General features: G+C 65.2%; 19 protein-coding genes and 5 pseudogenes. 11 read left to right on the top strand and 13 right to left on the bottom strand.

Annotation, left to right across the window (positions count from 1 at the left end; translation table 11 throughout):
• Positions 1-87: 87 nt before the first annotated feature.
• Positions 88-612, top strand: coding sequence for a putative glycolipid-binding domain-containing protein (locus CDOO_RS07930; RefSeq protein ID WP_018023079.1), 525 nt, complete (start codon positions 88-90; stop codon positions 610-612).
• Here the strand turns inward: CDOO_RS07930 and CDOO_RS13620 are convergent.
• Complete coding sequence (locus CDOO_RS13620; protein ID WP_211209020.1) at positions 609-1,211, bottom strand: IS5 family transposase; 603 nt, start codon at positions 1,209-1,211, stop codon at positions 609-611. The two genes, CDOO_RS07930 and CDOO_RS13620, sit on opposite strands and share 4 nt — an antisense overlap.
• Complete coding sequence (locus tag CDOO_RS14520) at positions 1,141-1,464, bottom strand: IS5/IS1182 family transposase (protein WP_018023077.1); 324 nt, start codon at positions 1,462-1,464, stop codon at positions 1,141-1,143. The genes CDOO_RS13620 and CDOO_RS14520 overlap by 71 nt, the downstream gene beginning before the upstream one ends.
• Here CDOO_RS14520 and CDOO_RS13945 point away from each other — a divergent pair.
• Positions 1,463-1,558 (top strand): annotated as a pseudogene (locus tag CDOO_RS13945) (IS6 family transposase); the annotation flags it as partial. The gene CDOO_RS14520 and the pseudogene CDOO_RS13945 sit on opposite strands and share 2 nt — an antisense overlap.
• Before the next feature lie 20 nt (positions 1,559-1,578).
• Here the strand turns inward: CDOO_RS13945 and CDOO_RS07915 are convergent.
• The 10 genes and pseudogenes from CDOO_RS07915 to merA all read right to left on the bottom strand — a co-directional run bounded on the left by CDOO_RS07915 (position 1,579) and on the right by merA (position 8,440).
• Complete coding sequence (locus CDOO_RS07915; RefSeq protein WP_245616269.1) at positions 1,579-2,664, bottom strand: IS3 family transposase; 1,086 nt, start codon at positions 2,662-2,664, stop codon at positions 1,579-1,581.
• Positions 2,613-2,807, bottom strand: a pseudogene (locus CDOO_RS14350) (transposase); the annotation flags it as partial. The pseudogene CDOO_RS14350 and the gene CDOO_RS07915, both read right to left, overlap by 52 nt.
• A gap of 46 nt (positions 2,808-2,853) precedes the next feature.
• On the bottom strand, positions 2,854-3,087 hold the full coding sequence (locus tag CDOO_RS07905) for a helix-turn-helix domain-containing protein (RefSeq protein ID WP_018021802.1): 234 nt from the start codon (positions 3,085-3,087) through the stop codon (positions 2,854-2,856).
• Positions 3,088-3,122: 35 nt separating this feature from the next.
• The gene (locus CDOO_RS07900; protein WP_018021801.1) at positions 3,123-3,734 is read right to left on the bottom strand and encodes a recombinase family protein; all 612 of its coding nucleotides are present in this window, start codon (positions 3,732-3,734) and stop codon (positions 3,123-3,125) included.
• A 170-nt stretch (positions 3,735-3,904) separates the two neighbouring features.
• Positions 3,905-4,055: pseudogene (locus CDOO_RS14345) on the bottom strand (IS481 family transposase); the annotation flags it as partial.
• A 375-nt stretch (positions 4,056-4,430) separates the two neighbouring features.
• A complete protein-coding gene (locus CDOO_RS07895) occupies positions 4,431-5,387 on the bottom strand; it encodes a cytochrome c biogenesis CcdA family protein (protein WP_018021800.1) in 957 nt (318 codons plus the stop codon).
• Positions 5,384-5,866, bottom strand: a complete 483-nt coding sequence (locus CDOO_RS14340; RefSeq protein ID WP_155861326.1) for a TlpA family protein disulfide reductase — start codon at positions 5,864-5,866, stop codon at positions 5,384-5,386. The genes CDOO_RS07895 and CDOO_RS14340 overlap by 4 nt, the downstream gene beginning before the upstream one ends.
• A 119-nt stretch (positions 5,867-5,985) precedes the next feature.
• A complete protein-coding gene (locus CDOO_RS07885; protein WP_245616208.1) occupies positions 5,986-6,309 on the bottom strand; it encodes a hypothetical protein in 324 nt (107 codons plus the stop codon).
• A gap of 18 nt (positions 6,310-6,327) precedes the next feature.
• Positions 6,328-6,981 carry an organomercurial lyase MerB gene (merB, locus tag CDOO_RS07880; RefSeq protein WP_018021798.1) on the bottom strand — a complete coding sequence of 218 codons (654 nt, stop codon included), beginning with the start codon at positions 6,979-6,981 and terminating at the stop codon, positions 6,328-6,330.
• A 34-nt stretch (positions 6,982-7,015) separates the two neighbouring features.
• The gene (gene merA / locus CDOO_RS07875) at positions 7,016-8,440 is read right to left on the bottom strand and encodes a mercury(II) reductase (protein WP_018021797.1); all 1,425 of its coding nucleotides are present in this window, start codon (positions 8,438-8,440) and stop codon (positions 7,016-7,018) included.
• Between the two features lie 108 nt (positions 8,441-8,548).
• Between merA and CDOO_RS07870 the strand changes: the two genes are divergently transcribed.
• The 4 genes and pseudogenes from CDOO_RS07870 (at position 8,549) to hutI (ending at position 12,761) form a co-directional block, all read left to right on the top strand.
• Positions 8,549-8,938, top strand: coding sequence for a heavy metal-responsive transcriptional regulator (locus CDOO_RS07870; RefSeq protein ID WP_018021796.1), 390 nt, complete (start codon positions 8,549-8,551; stop codon positions 8,936-8,938).
• Positions 8,939-9,273: 335 nt separating this feature from the next.
• Positions 9,274-9,609, top strand: a pseudogene (locus CDOO_RS14335) (aromatic amino acid lyase); the annotation flags it as partial.
• 207 nt (positions 9,610-9,816) lie between these two features.
• Positions 9,817-11,496: a urocanate hydratase gene (gene hutU / locus CDOO_RS07860; RefSeq protein ID WP_018021794.1), complete on the top strand. Its 1,680-nt coding sequence runs from the start codon at positions 9,817-9,819 to the stop codon at positions 11,494-11,496.
• Positions 11,497-11,573: 77 nt separating this feature from the next.
• Positions 11,574-12,761: an imidazolonepropionase gene (gene hutI / locus CDOO_RS07855; protein ID WP_018021793.1), complete on the top strand. Its 1,188-nt coding sequence runs from the start codon at positions 11,574-11,576 to the stop codon at positions 12,759-12,761.
• On the opposite strand, the gene CDOO_RS07850 is transcribed toward hutI, so the two are convergent.
• Positions 12,758-12,982, bottom strand: a complete 225-nt coding sequence (locus CDOO_RS07850; RefSeq protein ID WP_026159330.1) for a hypothetical protein — start codon at positions 12,980-12,982, stop codon at positions 12,758-12,760. The two genes, hutI and CDOO_RS07850, sit on opposite strands and share 4 nt — an antisense overlap.
• 644 nt (positions 12,983-13,626) lie before the next feature.
• Here CDOO_RS07850 and CDOO_RS14330 point away from each other — a divergent pair.
• From CDOO_RS14330 to CDOO_RS07825, 5 genes and pseudogenes are all read left to right on the top strand, one after another.
• Positions 13,627-13,872: pseudogene (locus CDOO_RS14330) on the top strand (imidazolonepropionase); the annotation flags it as partial.
• 810 nt (positions 13,873-14,682) lie between these two features.
• Positions 14,683-16,761, top strand: a complete 2,079-nt coding sequence (gene thrS, locus CDOO_RS07840) for a threonine--tRNA ligase (protein WP_018021790.1) — start codon at positions 14,683-14,685, stop codon at positions 16,759-16,761.
• Positions 16,742-17,314, top strand: a complete 573-nt coding sequence (locus CDOO_RS07835) for an HIT family protein (RefSeq protein WP_018021789.1) — start codon at positions 16,742-16,744, stop codon at positions 17,312-17,314. Before thrS ends, CDOO_RS07835 begins: the two co-directional genes overlap by 20 nt.
• Positions 17,307-17,963 (top strand): phosphatidylinositol phosphate synthase, encoded by a 657-nt coding sequence (pgsA, locus tag CDOO_RS07830; protein ID WP_020384594.1) that lies wholly within the window; start codon positions 17,307-17,309, stop codon positions 17,961-17,963. Before CDOO_RS07835 ends, pgsA begins: the two co-directional genes overlap by 8 nt.
• The gene (locus CDOO_RS07825) at positions 17,960-18,889 is read left to right on the top strand and encodes a phosphatidylinositol mannoside acyltransferase (RefSeq protein WP_018021787.1); all 930 of its coding nucleotides are present in this window, start codon (positions 17,960-17,962) and stop codon (positions 18,887-18,889) included. The genes pgsA and CDOO_RS07825 overlap by 4 nt, the downstream gene beginning before the upstream one ends.

The following is an 18,889-nucleotide window of genomic DNA, read 5'->3' as shown; positions in this document are numbered from 1 at the left end:
GCAATCCCTATGCGATGACAGACTTGTTCTCGCCAGTGATGGTTCTGCCGCAAGGTTGACCCGCCCCGAAGATTCAAGGAGGAGACGATGACTGAGATAGTGTGGACTGGCCTGGAGGAGCCCTCCCGCGAGTCATGCCGGATCGAGAGCAACCTGCATGGCGTGACCGTCGTCAGCGATATTAATGGCGGGGTCGGCGCGTGCTCGTACAAGTTGCAGATGACGGAGGCCTGGGAGTTCATCGACCTCGTAGTTCGGGCGAACGGACGCGAGCTTGAACTGCGCCTCACCGAGCGGGGATGGGAAGTTGATGGGGAGGATCGCCCTGACCTTCAAGCGGCGCGAGAGGTCGACATCTCGGTGTCCCCGCTGAGTAACACATTGCCGATCCGACGACTTGACCTCGCTGTTGGCGAGAGTGCCGACATCACCACGGCTTACATCCGGGTTCCGGAGCTCGAGGTTACGACCGATCCGCAACGGTACACGCGCACCGGCGAGAACGAGTACCTCTATGAGTCCCGCGACTCCGATTTTCGCCGGTCCATCACCGTGGACGGGGACGGACTGGTCATCGAATACCCGGGGTTGTTCATTCGAGGAGATCGTTAGGGAGCGTCCAGTTTGCGTAGCCAAGCGACGACGGCGCAGAGCACGGCGGTGGCCCGGTAGGTGATGGCCAGCTTTTCGTAGCAGGTGGCGATCCCGCGCCACTGTTTGGCGAGGTTGAAGTGGCGCTCGACCACGTTCCGGCCGGCATAGGTGGTCTTATCCATAGCCGGTGGTCGGCCTCTGGTTGAGCCTTTGCGTTTGCGAGCGGCTTGTTCGTCGGACTTCTGCGGGATCACTGCTCGGATGCCCCGAGCCGAGAGCATCTTGCGGATGACCCTATTGGAGTAGGCCTTATCGGCGATGACCGCATCAGGTCGTGTGCGGGGTCTTCCCGGCCCGATCCGGGGCACGCGGATGTCAACGAGGACCTCGGCCAGCACCACCCCGTCGTTGCGCTGTCCGCCGGTGAGCACGATCGACAGTGGCATCCCCTCACCGTCGACGGCTGCATGCAGTTTCGAGGAGAGTCCCCCGCGGGAGCGGCCGACCGCGTGGCCTTCTGGCTCCTGGCAGTGTTCAGCCCCGGATTTATTGTGATTCGAGCGAGCCCCCTGTGGGCTGGTCAGGGCGGGTGGTGTTGGTCCCGTGCTGGTGAGCACGGCTGATCGTCGAGTCCACCGAAACCGTCCAATCGATTTCTCCGACGGCATCGGCCTCAGCCAGGATCTGGGCCAACACCGAATCCCAGGTGCCCTCAGCGGCATACCTGCGATGTCGCTTCCAGACTGTCTGCCAGGGCCCGAAGGCATCGCGGGGCAAGTCACGCCACGGGATCCCTGTCCTGGCGCGGTAGATCGGTGCTGTTGCAAAGTTGGGGCAGTAGGAAGATTGACGTGAAATAATCACGGCCATGGGCATCTTCTCCGGTCGTCATTTCCCCCGTGAAATCATCCTGGGGGCGGTGCGGTGGTACTGCCGCTACGGGGTGAGCTACCGCGATCTGAAGCGTCCTGGTTTTCGTTCCGCTTATTGAACGCCCAACGGGTGGGCGTGTGATTGTTGATAGTAGGCGTCTTCCATCTCTTGTGGAGTGATGTATCCCAATGACTCGTGCAGGCGATGGTTATTCCACCAGTACACCCAGCGAAGGGTCGCGATCTCGACTTCCCCAACCGACGCCCACGGCCGGTGGGGATAGATCAGCTCGGTCTTGTATAGACCGTTGACCGTTTCCGCCAACGCGTTGTCGTAGGAATCGCCGACGGTGCCAACGGACGGATCAATCCCAGCTTGAGCAAGCGCCTCACTGTAACGAATGGACACGTACTGCGAGCCGCGGTCGCTGTGATGGACAAGTCCTTCAGCACGGAGATCACCTGCGTGATAAAGAGCATGCTCAAAAGCCTCAAGAGGCAGCTCATCGGTGCGCATGCTCGCCCTGGTGGCAACCCCGACAATCTTGCGGGAGTACGCATCGGTGATGAACGCGGTGTACGCAAACCCCGACAGGGTACGCACGTAGGTGATGTCAGCGACCCACAGCCGGTGCGGCGCTGACGCGGTGAAGTCACGATTGACCAGATCAGGACGACAATCCGGGACATCAGCCCGAAGCGTTGTGATCGGAGTGCGGCCCCTTCTGCGGCCTTGGATGCCGGCGAGTTTCATCAACCGTGCCGTCTGATCACGACCGATGTCCCAGCCGGCGCGCTGCATGGCCTTCCACATCTTGCGTACCCCGTACACGCTGAAGTTGTCCTCGAAGACTTTCACCAATTCGGGGATAAGCAGCGCGTCTGACAAGCTCCTGGCCGACGGGGCTCGTGTTTTCGCTGCTCGGTAGCCACGAGAGGTGATAAACCCACATTCTGTCTGCCTTAACGTGCGACAGATGGCCTCGACCCCGAAGCGATCGCGATACGTGTCGATGTATTCGATCATCTTCTGGTGGGACGGTCGAGTTCCGCTGCGAAAAAAGCTGAAGCGGTCTTCAAGATCTCGTTTGCCCTGCGCAGCTCTTTGTTCTCTTGCCGCAGACGCTTCAGTTCGTCGTCGACCGACTCGCCAGTGCTCCGCTGAACGTCGGGGGACGCTTTGACAGGTTTCAACCAGTTGTTGAGCGTGTGCGCCGAGACGCCGAGCTTCTCGCCGATCTCCTCCGCCGCCGCCCACTTCGAGCACCCCTCAAGCTCAACGAGCTCCTCGGCTAACCGCACCGCCTTGTCCTTGAACTCGTCACTGAACTTCCTAGGCATGGTCCAATCCTCCTCTAGAAACGATCGGAACTAAACCCAGGACACTTCACCTGGTGAGCCCGAGGTGTTCTATGTAGGCGACCAGTTCCGCGGATATGCGATGTGCCCCGGCATCGGATCGTGTGGTGGTGCGCAGACCGTGGATTCCGTCGGCCCGGTAGCGGGCAGCCCACCGGGATAGAGTGCGGGTGCTGATGCCGGTGGACCGTGCCAGGTCGGTCAGGGTGATGCCGTCTTCGATGTGCAGGCGAAGGATCTCCCAGCGCTGCATCTCGTCCATCACCATCACCTCACGACCTGGTCATTGTGCCCGCATCAGGCGGGCAGTGCTGACTGTCGTCGTTTAGCACCCTGCAGATGCCGGTACAGTGTTGCCCTCGACCAGCCGACCATGCTCGCGGCGTCTTCGGCACTACGGCCTTTGGCTCTCTCCTCGGCGACGATAGCGAGCTTGCGGTCGACCACCTCTGGATCCACAGGTGGTCGGCCGAAGCGGGTGCCCTGGGCTTTCGCTGCGGCGATGCCGGCGTTGACGCGTTCGGTGATCAGTTCTCGTTCGTACTCAGCCAGAGTCCCCAGCATCCCGAGCATCAGCCGACCCGAGGACGTCTCCGGGTCGATGCCGTCAGAGACCGACTTAATCTTCACCTCTCGTTCGCGCAGCAGGTTCACCGTGTTGAGTACGTCGAGCAGGGATCGGCCCAGCCGATCGATGCGCCACACCACCACCGTGTCACCGGGTTGGGCATAGGCGAGAAGTTTCTTCATTCCGGGACGCTCGATCGCATTCTTCGCCCCGGAGGTGACATCGCTGAAGACATCACGGTTCTGGACCCCGGCGGTGACCAAGGCGTCGTGTTGAAGTGTCGGATCCTGACCGACGGTGGATACCCGGGTGTAGCCCAACAGTCTCATACCCACCATCATGCCTCACTAAATCCCAGCATGGAAGAAGGCGGGACACTTTTCGGTGAGACAGGTTGGTAAGACATTTTTCGTGTTGGTTTCCGCAGGAGCCGCGGATTTTGAGATGCTCGTTGTGCGTGTCTTGTAAACCTTTAGGTTTTCAGGACGCTCCGCGACCGCTAGTGGGCCATATAAGCGAGTCGGGTGTGGTCATCGACAGCGGCATGGACGTGGTCGAACCCGATCGGGTCTTCCGGTCGCGGATCGGTCGTGGACTCGCCAACCGCCGCTGTCGGGGATGCGGCTGAGTTTCTTCACATCGATATGGATGAGCTTGCCTGGCCACCAGCAACGCTCTCGCATGCGTGGTCAAGCGGGCGTTACCGTTGGGCATAGAGGCCTCCTGGCAGTGAAGAACTAGACAGCTCCACTAAGCCAGGAGGCCTAGCTATTTCACAAGACCGAAAGTGCCACCAACGTCACGGTCGAGTACAACTAGTGGGTGTCACTGTGGCATTCCGAAGTCCACCGCACTGACGTTCCCGTCATTGCGGGGGCGGTGCAGAGGGCTCCTGACGGATTGCCCGAAGTCCTCTGCACGAATTGACTTCCGGCCTGATGCCGCTGTACCAACCTGTCCTGATAGGCGGGCGCCTCGTTTGCCAGAAGATGGGCAAGGTTCCCTCTCCCCCTTGCTTTTTGGGAGTCCCCGGCCAGCTACGGGATCGTGACTGGCCGGTCCTCGGTCGAGTTGTTGTCCGGAGTTGGTGTGCAGCAGTCGGGTTCCCCGCTTTGCCCGGGGCCCTCGCCTGTGGGCGGCGTTCCCTGTCTGATGCGCAGTCTCCTGCGCCGGTTGAGGGCGGCCAATGCCGATGCGAGCACCACGGCTGCGGCGAGGGCTGCGATCAGGGTGCTGTTGTCGCTGATCCAGGCGCTGGCGGCGGCTGACCATACGGCGAGGCTGTTGGCCTGTGCGGTTCCGCCGGTGGCGGCGGGATACCAATACCAGCTGAGGTAGGCGCCGGTTATGGTGAGGATGAAGGCGGCGATGCGGTTGCTGTGCTTGGCCAGGCCGGTGATTCTTCGCCCGAGGGCGGCCCCGGCGATGGCCGTGCCTGCCGAAACGAGCATCAGGACAGTGGCCGAGCCTGCGGCGTAGGCGGCGAAGACCGCGAGCAGCCCGGCGTAGCTGGCGACGGCCTGGGCTTGGGCGATCACGGCCAGGAGCACCCCGAGGGTGCAGGCGAGGGATGCTGCGGCGTATCCGACCCCGAAGGCCACCATGCGCCCGGTTTTGTGACCTGCCCCTGCGGCTTCTTGTGTGCGGGGTTTCGTGGCCCAGGCCGGCAGACGGAGCCGTGGTGTGAGTCCGGTGAGCATGGCCAGGCCCAGCAGGAGAAGGATCACCCCGGTGGCCATTCCCAGCCAGGGCGCTGCGCTGATCAGGGTCCTGGCGCCCGCGCTGACGATCAGCCCGAAGGCTGCCAGGGTCCCGGCGAAGCCGAGGCTGAGCGCGAGCCCGGCCCGGAGCCCGTGGGCCAGACGCAGCGCGAGCGGGCGCGTCCGGGCGTCCCCGATGGTCTGGGCTATCCAGGCGGGCAGGAGGGCGAAACCGCAGGGATTGACCGGGGCAATCATTCCAGCGGCGAAGGCCAGGGCAAGCAGGGCTGTCATTGGGCGCCGGCCTTGGTGAGTTCTTCTTGGATCTTTTCCGCAGACGGGTCGGTGGCCCGGAAGGTAACGTCACCCTTCGCGTCGACCACCACCAGGGTGCTCATGGAGGTGACCTCGTACCGGGTGGTCAGTGTGGCCCCGGTGTCGATGACGGCAGGGAGCTCAGGGGCCTTGATGTAATCGCGGAATCCGTTGATGGTCTCCTTCGGTTCTCGGGGGTCCACGTCCACCAGGAGGTAGTCGGCCGAGCTTCCCAGGGCCGTGGAGGCCTTGTTCAGGGAATCGGCCCCTTCCACACACTCACCGCATCCGACAGAGAAGAAGAACAGTGCTGCGGGCTTACCGTCCGGGATGGTCCGGGTAGTGCCGTCAATGTCGGAGACCGTAACAGCAACGGCACCGGCCGCGTCGGGCGACGAACCGCCTGGCGCGGCCGACGGGCCGCTCGGTGAGCTGGCGCAGGCGGTTGTCAGTGCCATGACCGCTGCCAGAAACAGGGCGGAGGCGAGGTGCCTGGGCCGGGGAACGGACAGAGAACGGCGGGATCTCGGGTATGTCATGGTGTCTGGTGGTTCCTTCCAGGAATGGGGATGGGGACTCAGGCGGTGCCGTGGTCGGTGCGGTGGTGCTCGGGGGATGCGGGAGGGCAGCAGTCGTCGGTCCTGCGGCGTTTTCGCTGCCTGGTGACGGCGATGATCCCGGCCAGGAGCACCGTGGCGGCCGCGAGTAACACGAGGGGATTTGAGAAGAATCCGGCGATCGCGCCGAGGGCTCCGGCGGCGATGAGGATGGGTCCTGCGCAGCACAGGATCATGGCCGCTGCTACGCCGATCCCTGCGGCCAGTGTGTGGTATCGCCCGGGGCGACCGGTCTGCCGGACGGGTTGATGGCCGGTGTCTGGCTGTTCTGGGTGCTGGGTCATGTCATGTCCTTTTAAAGCTCAGCAGCAGGAGTCCTGCGCCGCGGGGGCCCGCGTGGCGGCCGCGGCGAGGAGGGCGGAGGCCATGGCGGCACCGGACCGGTGTGCCGCCTCGATGTCCAGGAATTCGCCGTCGGGATGGGAATCCAACCACGGCTGGGCGTCCTCGCGGGAGGCGAAGTAGTGGACCTGGTTGCAGAACGATGACCGCACCGGCCCCGTGCCCGGGTGGCTGATGATGGACACGACGGCGGTGGCCGGCTGCACGGAGGTCACCGTGCCGTCCGCGCCCGTCATCACCCGGATGAGGGTCCCGCTACCCGGGGAGGTCGACTCAATGGTTGCGGCCTTCCCGATCAGGGCCGGGAAGAAGAGGGTGTCCAGGGCGCACCAGGTGTAGAGCTGTTCCCCGGCCAGGGTGAAGCGATGCGGGGTGGGCCGCATCGTCAGGGCCAGGCCGATGATGCGGCCCTCGTCGTCGTACTCGGTGTCCGGGACGGCGGCCAGTCCCTGCCGGACCGTGTCTTCGCTCCGGCCACTGGCGGTGGCCAGTTCGGCGACCGTGACGGGCTCGCCCTCGGCCAGGAGCCGCAGCAGCGGCACGAACAATTCCGGGTCTATTCCGGAGCGCGCGGGGGACAACAGATAGGTGAGGGCCTGGTCGGTGGCGGTCATGGCATTCCTTTGCTTCGGTAGTGGGGGCTACAGCTCAGGCGCAGCAGGAGAGCTTGGAGACGTCGGTGGTGAAGGCCTTGGCGGCGATCCTGATGCCCTCGGCCATCGTCAGGTAGGGGCTCCAGGCGGCGGCGACCTGCGCGGTGGTCATGCCCGCTTCGAGGATGTAGACGCCGGCGGCGGCGATTTCCCCGGCGTCCTTGGCCACCGCGGAGAGGCCCAGGATCCGTCCGGTGTCGCGGTCCGCGACAACCTTGATGAAGCCGCGGGTGTCGCGGTTGACCACGGCTCGCGGCACGTACTCCAGGGGGAGGACCCGGCACTCGCAGCTGATCCCGGCGGCGACAGCTTCCTTTTCCGTCATCCCGACCGCCCCGATGGCGGGACTGGTGAAGGTGACCCGGGGCAGGTGCCGGTAGTCGACCTCGGCCAGGGCATCGGTGAACGCATTGTCCACGGCCAGGGCGCCGTGGGCCGCTGCGACGTAAACGAACTCCCGATGGCCGGTCGCGTCCCCGGCGGCCCAAACCCGCGGGTTGGACGTGGCCAGGCGGGAATCGACCACGATCTCGCCGGATGCGCCGGTCTTCACCCCGACGGCGTCAAGGTCCAGTCCCTCGGTCACCGGGCGGCGGCCCAGTGCCACGAGGATGCGGGAAGCGCGGAACACCTCCTCGCCCCCGGCCACGTTTGCCGTCACCGAGACCCCGTCCGGGCCGGAGGCCACGGAGTCGGCCATGGCCCGCCGGACCACCCGGATCCCCTCGTCGGCGAACACCCCCGCCAACGCCTTGGATGCCTCCGGTTCCTCCTGCGAGGCCAACCGGGAACGGACCAGCATGGTCACCCGGGAGCCCAGCCGGGAGAAAAGCTGTGCCATCTCCAGGGCAACATAGCCTCCGCCCAGGATCAGCATTGATTCGGGCACCTCGTCCAGTTCCATCGCCGTCGTCGAGGTCAGGTACCCGGCCTCGGCCAGTCCGGGAACGGGCGGCACGTAGGGTGCGGAGCCAGTGGCCACGAGGTAGTGCCCGGCCTCGATCGTTCTCACTGCACCATCCGGGGAGATCACCCGGAGCAGCGGTGCGTCCTGGGTTCCGGTGAACGACGCGTCCCCCGAGATCATCGTCCACCCGTAGTCCGCGGCCAGATCGACGTACTTCTCCGTGCGCATGCTTTCAACCAGCGCGGCCTTGCCCTGAATCAGGGCCGGCATGTCCACCGGGCCCGCCGAGGCCGCCACCCCAGGGAAGCGGGCCGAATCCAACGCCACGTGGCGGGCCTCCGCGGCAGCCAGGAGCGCCTTCGACGGGACGCAGCCCGTGTTCACGCATGTCCCGCCCACGGTGCCGCGCTCCACCATCACGACGCGCTTGCCTAGCCCGGTGGCCCGGATCGCGGCCGCAAACGCTCCGCCGCCGGAACCAATAATCGCCAGATCGAACTTTTCGTTTGTCATTCCAGATGTCTCTTCCCTGTGGTTCAAAAGTTCCTATGGAACCATTGTGAACCTTCCAGTACAATGGAAGGTCAAGTGTGGTGGCCATTGGAAGGGGAATCGGCGAACATGAGGATCGGACAGCTTGCGGAAGCAACCGGAACCACGACCAAGACCCTGCGGTTCTACGAGGAGTCGGGGCTGCTCCCTCCGGCCGAGCGATTGGCCTCCGGCTATCGGGACTACGCCGAGGATGCCGTGGGTCGGGTCGGGTTCATCCACCGGGGCCAGGCCGCCGGGCTGACCCTCGCCCAGATCCGTCAGATCCTGAGGATCCGCGAGCACGGCCAGACGCCGTGCTCGCACGTCCAGGGCCTGCTGGGGCAGCGTCTCGGAGAACTCGATACCCAGATCGCCGATCTCCTGGCCCTCAGGGAAACCATTTCCCAGCTCCAAGAAAAGGCCAGCAAGCCGGAGCCGGATTCCTGCTCCGCCGACCAGGTCTGCCGCTACATCTGATCAACGTCCCGCCCCGCTGGTTGCGGGCCTCGCGGCAGGGAATACCTGCCAGACGGTAGTGGTAGCCGCCCATGGACCGCGCATCCCGTCGAGGGTTTGGGTGGCTTCAAGGTTGCCCGGCGGAGACGGCACTGCGGATTCTAGGAGTTGCAACACCTGTCAGCCCGCGCCCGTGGCCTTGCTTGGCGGCCGGGTCATGCCATCGCTTGGCGGCTTCGAGGCCCCGATTACAACAAGGACGCCCGGTTGCGGTTCCCCTGTGGAACGGTGTGCAACGAGAGTCATGGGCGTTGGGATTGCGACATTTAGCGCTGCAAAAAAAGCGACATTTAGCGCTGAGAACCACAGCCTCCGCCGACTCCATCCCCTCCTCGGCCATGCAGGAGGACCACGTCTCCATGGGCTGGTCCGCCGCGCGCAAGCTGCGCAGGTCCGTCGACGGCCTGCAGCGTGTCCTGGCGGTGGAGCTGCTCACGGCGACGCGGGCGATCGACATGCGCGGCGGCGAGGCGAGCCCGGGCACCGGCGCCGCCATCGCGGCGATCCGCGAGGTGGCCGAAGGCCCCGGTCGCGACCGTTACCTTTCGCCGGAGATCGAGGCCACCGTGGAACTCGTTTCGTCGGGTGCGATCCTCCGATCGGTGGAAAGGGTCGTTGGAAAGCTCCGTTAACCTGGCGTGTCTGGGATCCCAGACACCCGATGCTTTTGTGCTCTAGATCATATGGCGATGATCCAGTTAGGTGGGAGACACCCCAAAAGATTTGTGAGCTTATCGACGGTGTGGCCAACGTCATCGGTAGGGGACAGCCCCGGGAAACCGGCCCCGCCGAGACTTCGACCCACCGGACTGCGGTTCCCACACTGTGAAAGGACGGCCATGTCCGCACCCCGTGAAGTCCACGCACCCCGTGGCACGACGCTCAACGCCAAGAACTGGCAGACCGAAGCGCCCCTGCGCATGCTGATGAACAACCTCGACCCCGAGGTCGCCGAGAACCCCGACGAGCTGGTCGTCTACGGCGGAACCGGCCGGGCGGCGCGCAGCTGGGAGGCGTTCGACGCAATCGTCGAGACGCTCAAGGATCTGGAGGAGGACGAGACCCTGCTCGTGCAGTCGGGCAAGCCCGTCGGCGTCTTCCGCACCAACGTGTGGGCACCGCGCGTGCTCATCGCCAACTCCAACCTCGTCGGCGACTGGGCCAACTGGCCCGAGTTCCGCCGCCTCGAGGCCGAGGGCCTGATGATGTACGGCCAGATGACGGCCGGCTCCTGGATCTACATCGCCACCCAGGGCATCCTGCAGGGCACCTTCGAGACCTTCGCGGCCGTGGCCAAGAAGCGCTTCGGCGGCACGCTGAAGAACACCATCACCCTCACCGGTGGCTGCGGCGGCATGGGCGGCGCACAGCCGCTGTCCGTCACCCTCAACGGCGGCGTCTGCATCATCGCCGACGTGGACATCACCCGCCTGGAGCGCCGCAAGAACAAGCGATACCTCGACGAGATCGCCCCCAGCCTCGACGCCGCAGTCGAGCGCGCCAACCAGGCCAAGGAGGCCGGCGAGGCCGTCTCCATCGGCGTGGCCGCCAACGCCGCCGACGTCTTCCCCGAGCTTCTCGAGCGCCACAAGCGCGGCGAGATCACCATCGACGTCGTCACCGACCAGACCTCGGCGCACGACCCGCTGTCCTACCTCCCCTCGGAGATCACGGTCGAAGACTGGCGTCGCGACGCCGCCGACGACCCGGAGACCTTCACCAAGAAGTCCCGCGAGTCCATGGCCCGCCAGGTCCAGGCCATGGTCGAGTTCCAGGATGCCGGCGCCGAGGTCTTCGACTACGGCAACTCCATCCGCGACGAGGCCCGCCTCGCCGGCTACAGCCGCGCCTTCGAGTTCCCCGGCTTCGTCCCCGCCTACATCCGCCCGCTGTTCTGCGAGGGCCTCGGCCCCTTCCGCTGGGTGGCACTCTCTGGCGACCCCGAGGACATCCGCGTCACCGACCAGGCCCTGAAGGAACTCTTCCCCGAGAACGAGCACCTGCACAACTGGCTCGACGCCGCCGAGGAGCACGTCGAGTTCGAGGGCCTGCCGGCACGCATCTGCTGGCTCGGCTACGGCGAGCGCGCCAAGGCCGGCCTGCTGTTCAACAAGCTGGTCCGCGAGGGCAAGGTCTCCGCGCCCATCGTCATCGGCCGTGACCACCTCGACTCCGGCTCCGTCGCCTCGCCTTACCGCGAGACCGAGTCCATGCTCGACGGCTCCGACGCCATCGCCGACTGGCCGCTGCTCAACGCCCTGACCTCCACCTCCTCCGGAGCGACCTGGGTGTCCATCCACCACGGCGGCGGCGTCGGTATCGGCCGCTCCATCCACGCCGGCCAGGTCTCCGTCGCCGACGGCACCGACCTTGCCGAGGCCAAGCTCAAGGCCGTGCTCACCAACGACCCCGGCATGGGTGTCATCCGCCACTTCGACGCCGGCTACGAGCGTGCGCACGAGGTCGCCGAAGAGCGCGGCGTGCGGGTTCCCATGGAGTTCCACTCCCGGGAGAAGTAGGCCGGTTTTTGTCAGAAGCGCCACCGCACGGTTACCCGTACGGTGCCGCTCACCGTTTATCAGCACGAAGGAGAATCATGACCTCGACCCTCTTCACCGGAATTTCAGAACTGCGCACCGTGTCCGACCTGGGCACTCTCTCGGACGCCGCCCTGGTGGTGGAGGACGGACGTATCGCCTGGGTGGGTAAGGCTGCGGACGCTCCTGCCGCCGATTCCGTGGAGGACCTCGGCGAGCGCGCCGTGCTGCCCGGCTGGGTGGACTCGCACTCCCACATGATTTTCGACGGCGACCGCTCGGCCGAGTTCGAGGCCCGCATGTCCGGCGGCGACTACGCCGCCGGCGGCATCGCCGTGACCATGGAGGCGACCCGCTCGGCCAGCGCTGAGAAGCTGGAGGAGCTGCTGCTCGAGCGCATCGCCGCAGCCCACGCCGGCGGAACCACCTCCCTGGAGACCAAGACCGGCTACGGCCTGGACGTCGAGTCCGAGACCCAGGCGGCGCAGATCGCTTCGAAACACATCGGCGACGTCACCTTCCTCGGCGCCCACCTCGTGCCCCCGGGCGCGGATGCCGAGGAGTACACGGAGCTGGTCGTCGGCCCCATGCTCGAATCCGTGCGGCCTCATGTCCAGTGGATCGACGTATTCTGCGAGCGCGGCGCCTTCACCGAGGAGCAGTCGCGCCGCGTGCTCGAGGCCGGCAAGGCCGCTGGCCTGGGCGTTCGCGTCCACGGCAACCAGCTCGGCGAGGGCCCCGGTGTGCAGCTCGCTGTCGATCTCGGCGCCGCCAGCGTGGACCACGTGAACTTCCTCAGCGACGAGGACGTTGCGGTGTTGGCTGGCTCGGACACCGTTGCCACCGTTCTTCCGGCCTGCGACCTCTCTACCCGCATGCCCCTGGCCCCCGCACGCCGACTTCTCGACGCCGGCGCGCATGTGGCCATCGCCTCCAACCTCAACCCGGGAACGTCCTACACGTCCTCGATGAACTACTGCGTCACGACGGCCGTTCTCCAGCAGCATCTCTCCCTCGACGAAGCGATTGCCGCGGCCACTGTCGGCGGAGCACGAGCGCTGCGCCGCCAGGACGTCGGTAACGGTCTGGACGCGCAGGGCCGCCCGGCAAAGGGCTCCCTGGTTGTCGGTGCCGCGGCTGACCTGCACGTACTTGACACCGCCAACGCCATCGATCTGGCCTACCGGCCAGGCATGCCGTTGACGTGGCGGACGTGGGTTGGCGGCCAGTTGGTGTACTCGGCCTAAGCCAGCACTACGGCGACAACGAAGAGGATGATGAATGCTGCTGCGAGCAGCGTAAAGATCATCATCCGTTTCCTGTCGCCGGCGTCAACAGTAAGTTGGCTGAGCACGCGAACTGCGAAAAGGATCGCGAAGAACTTGGCTCCGTACGCCCAGTAGGGCACGTGAACGCCGCTAAACAGTGCAGGGTCGACTGCAAAAATTGCCGCGAGGATCACAGACACGATTCAACTGAACCCTGCTGTGGAATTAGGACGCTGATCAATCAATGCTCTCTCCTGGCAATTTTCGGCGGTGGTCAGGTTATCTCCCGCGATGTGGCAAGCAACTGCGGTTGCAGCTCCCGTGGCAACGCCGGGGGTTCTGGATTGCGTTCAATGAGCGATTTCCCGCCCATCGACTGATGCGGATTGACCGCTCGCATAGTCAACGGTTTCAGCAGCTTGTACAGAAAGAATCTCAGAGCCGAGGGCCAAAATCGAGGCTCGGCACGCCCCGCCCAGAAAACATCGAGTTTTTAAAATGAAGACTTTTCTTCAAACGAATCGGACCAGTTTTTGGCCACGACCGACGTTACTTTCCAAGAAACGTCATTTTCGGAATACATGGATTGACGGAACCTTAGTACTTACCCATTTGGGGGTGGGTCGGGTCCGTGCCACCCTTGCAGCTTTCATCAAAGTTGTTGCGCGTGGGGGGTGCCAAAGAAGAAGCGCCGGCCCCGGTTTGGCCGAGGTCCGATCCACAAGGCGGTCAGCGTTTCGAAGGGAGCCGTCAGTAGCCCGAGTACTTCTACGTCCCAGGCCCTCCATCGTCAATTATTACTCGGCAGAAGACTGTGATACGCCTCCGACCTCAACCCGGGAACGTCCTCCAGCAGCATCTCGCCCTCGACGAGGCGATTGCCGCGGCTACCGTCGGCGGAGCTCGTGCTTTGCGACGCCATGACGTCGGCTCAGGGCTGGACGCGGGGGGCCGCCCTGCAAAGGGCTCCCTGGTCGTTGGCGCGCCGGCTGATCTGCATGTACTGGACACTGCGAATGCGATCGATCTGGCCTACCGACCGGGCATGCCCATGACCTGGCGGACGTTCGTGGCAGGAGAGCAGGTCTAGCAGCTCACCGCGCGTTCTACGTACTTACAATCCCGTGGATTTTGAGGCGAACCGGCAAGGTTTGTGAGTGGTTGGAGCGTCGTGGAGTCCACACGTGTGGACTGTCGGGCGACAGATAACCGGTGGTTCAGTCGGCCTAGGCCCAAATCGTCCAGACGCCTGGACGGTTGAATATTCAATCTAGTCCACACGTGTGTACTGACGAGCTTCGTTCTACGCACTCACAAACAAGAGGATTCTGAGGCGAATCGGCGCGGTTTGTGAGTGGTTGGAGCGTCGTGGAGTCCACACGTGTGGACTGTTGGCGGACAGGTATCCGGGGGTTTGGCCGGCCTTGGCCCAAATCGTCCAGACGTCTGAACAGTTGAACATTCAATCTAGTCCACACGTGTGTACTGACGAGCTTCGTTCTACGTACTCACAAACCCGTGGCTTTTGAGGCGAACCGGCACAGTCTGTGAGTGGTGGGAGCGCCGTCGAGTCCACACGTGTGGACTGTCAAACGATAGGTATCTAACTCCACCCAAACCTCGAGAGATTGATCGAATTCGCGGCGTTTGGGTGGAGTTAGTAACGCACGCAGCGAGGCGTCGGGCGTCCAGCGTCGAGACCCTAGGACCGAGGCCGGGCGCCGATCTTTCGCGAGGGGATCACGTCCGCCGCAAGCGCCGCCCGCCCCGCGCGCTAAGCTGTCCGATGAAGCGATACGGTGCCCACGGGGCGTCGATAAGCGAAAACACCTTTTACCAGCGGGGCGCGGCCAGGTATGCCGCGTTCCCCGCGTGAGCGCATCAAGGAGCGCACCACACGATGGCCACTATTGAACTCAGCGACGCCGAGCACGAGATCTTCCTCCCCGAACCGTTCACCGTTCCCGCCGGCACCGCCGTCGGTGCCGCGATGCGTGAGCTGGAGCTGCCGAACAAGGGTCCGGACGCCATCGTCTGCGTCAAGGACTCGGAGGGCCAGCTGAAGGACCTGTCCCACGTCCCGGACTCCGAGGCCGAGTTCACCCCGGTCGCAGCATCGACCGAGGAGGGCCGCTCCGTGATCCGCCACTCGGCCGCCCACGTGCTGGCGCAGGCCGTGCAGAAGGAGTTCCCGGGCACGAAGCTGGGCATCGGCCCGGCCATCGAGAACGGTTTCTACTACGACTTCCAGGTCGGTGAGCCCTTCACGCCGGAGGATCTGAAGACGCTGGAAAAGTCGATGAAGAAGATCATCAAGTCCGGACAGAAGTTCGTGCGCGGCGTTTATGCCGACACCACGGAGGCGGCGGAAGATCTCAAGGACGAGCCGTTCAAGCTCGAGCTCATCCAGGACAAGAGCAAGATCGATCCGTCGTCAGATGAGGCCACCGAGGTCGGCGAGGGTGAGCTCACCTACTACGCCAACGTCAACCCGCGCACCGACGAATCCGAGTGGCACGACCTGTGCCGTGGCCCGCACGTGCCCACCACCCGCTACATTCCGGCCTTCGCCCTGACCAAGTCCTCCGCCGCCTACTGGCGTGGCGACCAGTCCAAGGCCGGCCTGCAGCGGGTGTACGGCACCGCGTGGGAGTCCAAGGAGAAGCTCGACGACTACCAGCTCATGCAGGCCGAGGCGGAGAAGCGTGACCACCGCCGCCTGGGCACCGAGCTGGACCTGTTCTCCTTCCCGGACGACCTCGGCTCCGGCCTGCCCGTGTTCCACCCCAACGGCGGCATCATCCGCCTGGAGATGGAGGAGCACTCCCGCCGCCGGCACATCGAGGCCGGGTACTCGTTCGTCAACACCCCGCACATCACCAAGCAGAATCTCTACGAGCGCTCCGGCCACCTCGGGTTCTACAAGGACGCGATGTTCCCGCCGATGCAGGTCGACGCGGAGTTTGACGCTGAAGGCAACGTGACCAAGCAGGCGCAGGACTACTACCTGAAGCCGATGAACTGCCCCATGCACAACCTCGTCTTCGACTCCCGCGGTCGTTCCTACCGCGAGCTGCCGCTGCGCCTGTTCGAGTTCGGCACCGTCTACCGCTACGAGAAGTCCGGCGTCATCCACGGCCTGACCCGCGCCCGCGGCTTCACGCAGGACGACGCCCACATCTACTGCACCGAGGAGCAGCTCGAAGCCGAACTCACCAGCGTGCTGGAGTTCGTCCTCTCCCTGCTCAAGGACTACGGGCTCAATGACTTCTACCTGGAGCTGTCCACCCGCGACCCGGAGAAGTCCGTCGGCTCGGACGAGATCTGGGAGGAGTCCACCGCGATCCTCGAGCGCGTGGCCACCAACTCCGGCCTCGAGCTCGTCCCCGACCCGGAGGGCGCGGCGTTCTACGGCCCGAAGATCTCGGTGCAGGCGCGTGACGCCATCGGCCGCACCTGGCAGATGTCCACCGTGCAGCTCGACTTCAACATGCCGGACCGCTTCGACCTGGAGTACACCGCGTCCGACGGCACGAAGAAGCAGCCGATCATGATCCACCGCGCGCTCTTCGGCTCCATCGAGCGTTTCTTCGGCGTGCTCGTCGAGCACTACGCCGGCGCGTTCCCGGCCTGGCTGGCCCCGCACCAGGTCGTGGGCATCCCCGTGGCCGACGAGTTCGCCCCGCACCTCATCGAGCTCACCGACACGCTGCGCAAGCGCGGCATCCGCGCCGAGGTGGACACCTCGGACGACCGCATGCAGAAGAAGATCCGCAACCACACAACGTCCAAAGTGCCCTTCATGCTGCTGGCCGGCGCCCGCGACGTCGAGGCTGGCGCGGTGAGCTTCCGCTTCCTCGACGGTAGCCAGGTCAACGGCGTGCCTGTCGACGAGGCGGCCGACCTCATCGAGGCCTGGATCTCCGAGCGCATCAACGACCAGCCCAGCGAGGAAGCCATTGCAGCACGACGAAGCTGACGCCCAAAACACCTACATCGACTCCGGTGTCGGCACGGACGATCAGTTGCAGCGCCTGTGGGCGCCGTACCGCTCGGCGTACATCGCCAAGCGGGTCGGTGGCGAGAAGCAGGACCCGTTCGTGGAGGCGCCGAAGCAGTCGGACGAGGACGGGCTGATCGTCGCGCGGGGCACCCATGTGTACGCGCTGCTCAACCTGTTCCCGTACAACGCGGGTCACCTCATGGTCGTGCCCTACCGCAAGACCGCGGACCTCGAGGACCTCACGGAGGAGGAGTCGGCGGAACTCATGGCTTTCGCGCAGAAGGCCGTCCGGGTGCTCAAGCGGGTCTCCCGCCCCGAAGGCATCAACGTCGGCTTCAACCTCGGGCGGGCGTCCGGGGGTTCGGTGGGGGATCACCTGCACATGCACGTGGTTCCGCGCTGGCCGGGCGACGCCAGTTTCATGACCGTCCTGGGCGACACCAAGGTGCTGTCCACGGTGCTGGGCGACACCCGGGCGCTGCTCGCGCAGGCGTGGGCGGACATCACCGCGGAGGACAGCCGTGCTTAGCGTTCACGGGCGCAGGCCCGCGGCCGTGGTCGTCGAACCGGTGGCCAGGGGCCTGCTGAAGATCGGCCTCACCCCGAACGCCATCACGGTGCTCAGCTCCGCCATCTCCGTGGCGCTGGTGGTCATCCTCATCCCGGCCGGACACCTGGTGTGGGCGGCCATCCTCATCGGCCTGTTCACCGCGGTGGACATGGTCGACGGCACCATGGCCAGGCTGCGCGGCGGCGGAACCAAGTTCGGCGCCACCCTCGATGCCACCTGCGACCGCATCACCGACGGCGCGCTCTTCGCGGCCATCACCTGGTGGCTCGTCTACACCCACGACGCGCATCCGTCGCTCGTGGCGGCCACCCTCGGCGTGCTCATCTCATCGCAAGTGATCAGCTACATCAAGGCGCGCGGCGAGGCCTCGGGCTTCCAGGTCGTGGGCGGGCTCATCGAACGCCCGGAGCGGCTCATCATCGCGCTGGTGGGCCTGGGCCTGGAGGGGTTCGGCGTGCCCTACGCGCTCGACGCGGCCATCTGGCTGCTGCTCGCGGGATCCGTGTTCACCGTGTTCGAGCGCTTCCGCATGGCCTACAACTCGCCCCACGCCAACGACTTCATCGCGCCGCCCACAGGCAGCAAAGAGGCGGGGGAGAAGAAGTGACCGGGATCTGGGGTCTGATCCGCCAGCGCGAGTGGGCCGCCGCGGGTTACCTCACCGGGTGGAAGGTGGTCTCTGCGCTGCCCCGCCCTGTGGCCCAGACTCTATTCACCTTCGGTGCGGACCTGGCCAGCGACCACGGCCGGGGGATGGACCAGCTGCGCCGCAACCTCACCCGCGTGGTGGGGGCGGAGAACGTCACCTCCGAGCTCGTGCGCGACTCGGTGCGTTCCTATGCCCGCTACTGGATGGAGGCCTTCCGCCTTCCCTCCCTGGTCGCGGACCCCGACCTGCTGCGCCGGATCACCGACGGCGTCGTCGGTCGGGACATCTTCGAGGCCTCGCTGGCGCGCGGCAAGGGCGTCATCCTCGTGCTTCCGCACACGGGCAACTGGGACATGGCGGGCATGTGGCTGAGCTCGAACTACGGCCAGTTCGCCACCGTCGCCGAGCGGGTCAAGCCGGAGGCCTTGTTCAACGCCTTCGTGGACTACCGCGAGTCCCTGGGTTTCGAGGTGCTTGCGCTCACCGGGCACAGCGAACCGCCCTTCGCCCGGTTGCGGGAGGTGCTTTACGACGGCGGCGTGGTCTGCCTACTCGGCGAGCGTGACCTGCGCCAGACCGGCGTCGAGGTCGAGTTCTTCGGCGAGCACACCACCATGCCCGCCGGGCCGGTGAAGCTCGCCCAGGAAACCGGCGCGGGGCTGCACGTCGTCCACGGCTGGTTCCCCTCCGAGGACGGCTGGGGTTTCTCCGTCTCCGACGAGCTAGAGGTCACCGACCTGGAGTCGACGACCCAGCGCATGGCCGACCTCTTCGCCGCCAACATCGCGGCCCACCCGGTGGACTGGCACATGCTGCAGCCGCAGTGGACCAGCGACATCAACGAAGCCAAGGCGCGTCGGGCGGCGCGTCGAGAAGCGACGTAG

This window comes from Corynebacterium doosanense CAU 212 = DSM 45436 (assembly GCF_000767055.1).
Lineage (GTDB): Bacteria > Actinomycetota > Actinomycetes > Mycobacteriales > Mycobacteriaceae > Corynebacterium > Corynebacterium doosanense.
Note: the sequence above shows the minus strand (reverse complement) of the source record. Positions and strands in the feature narration are given on the sequence as shown.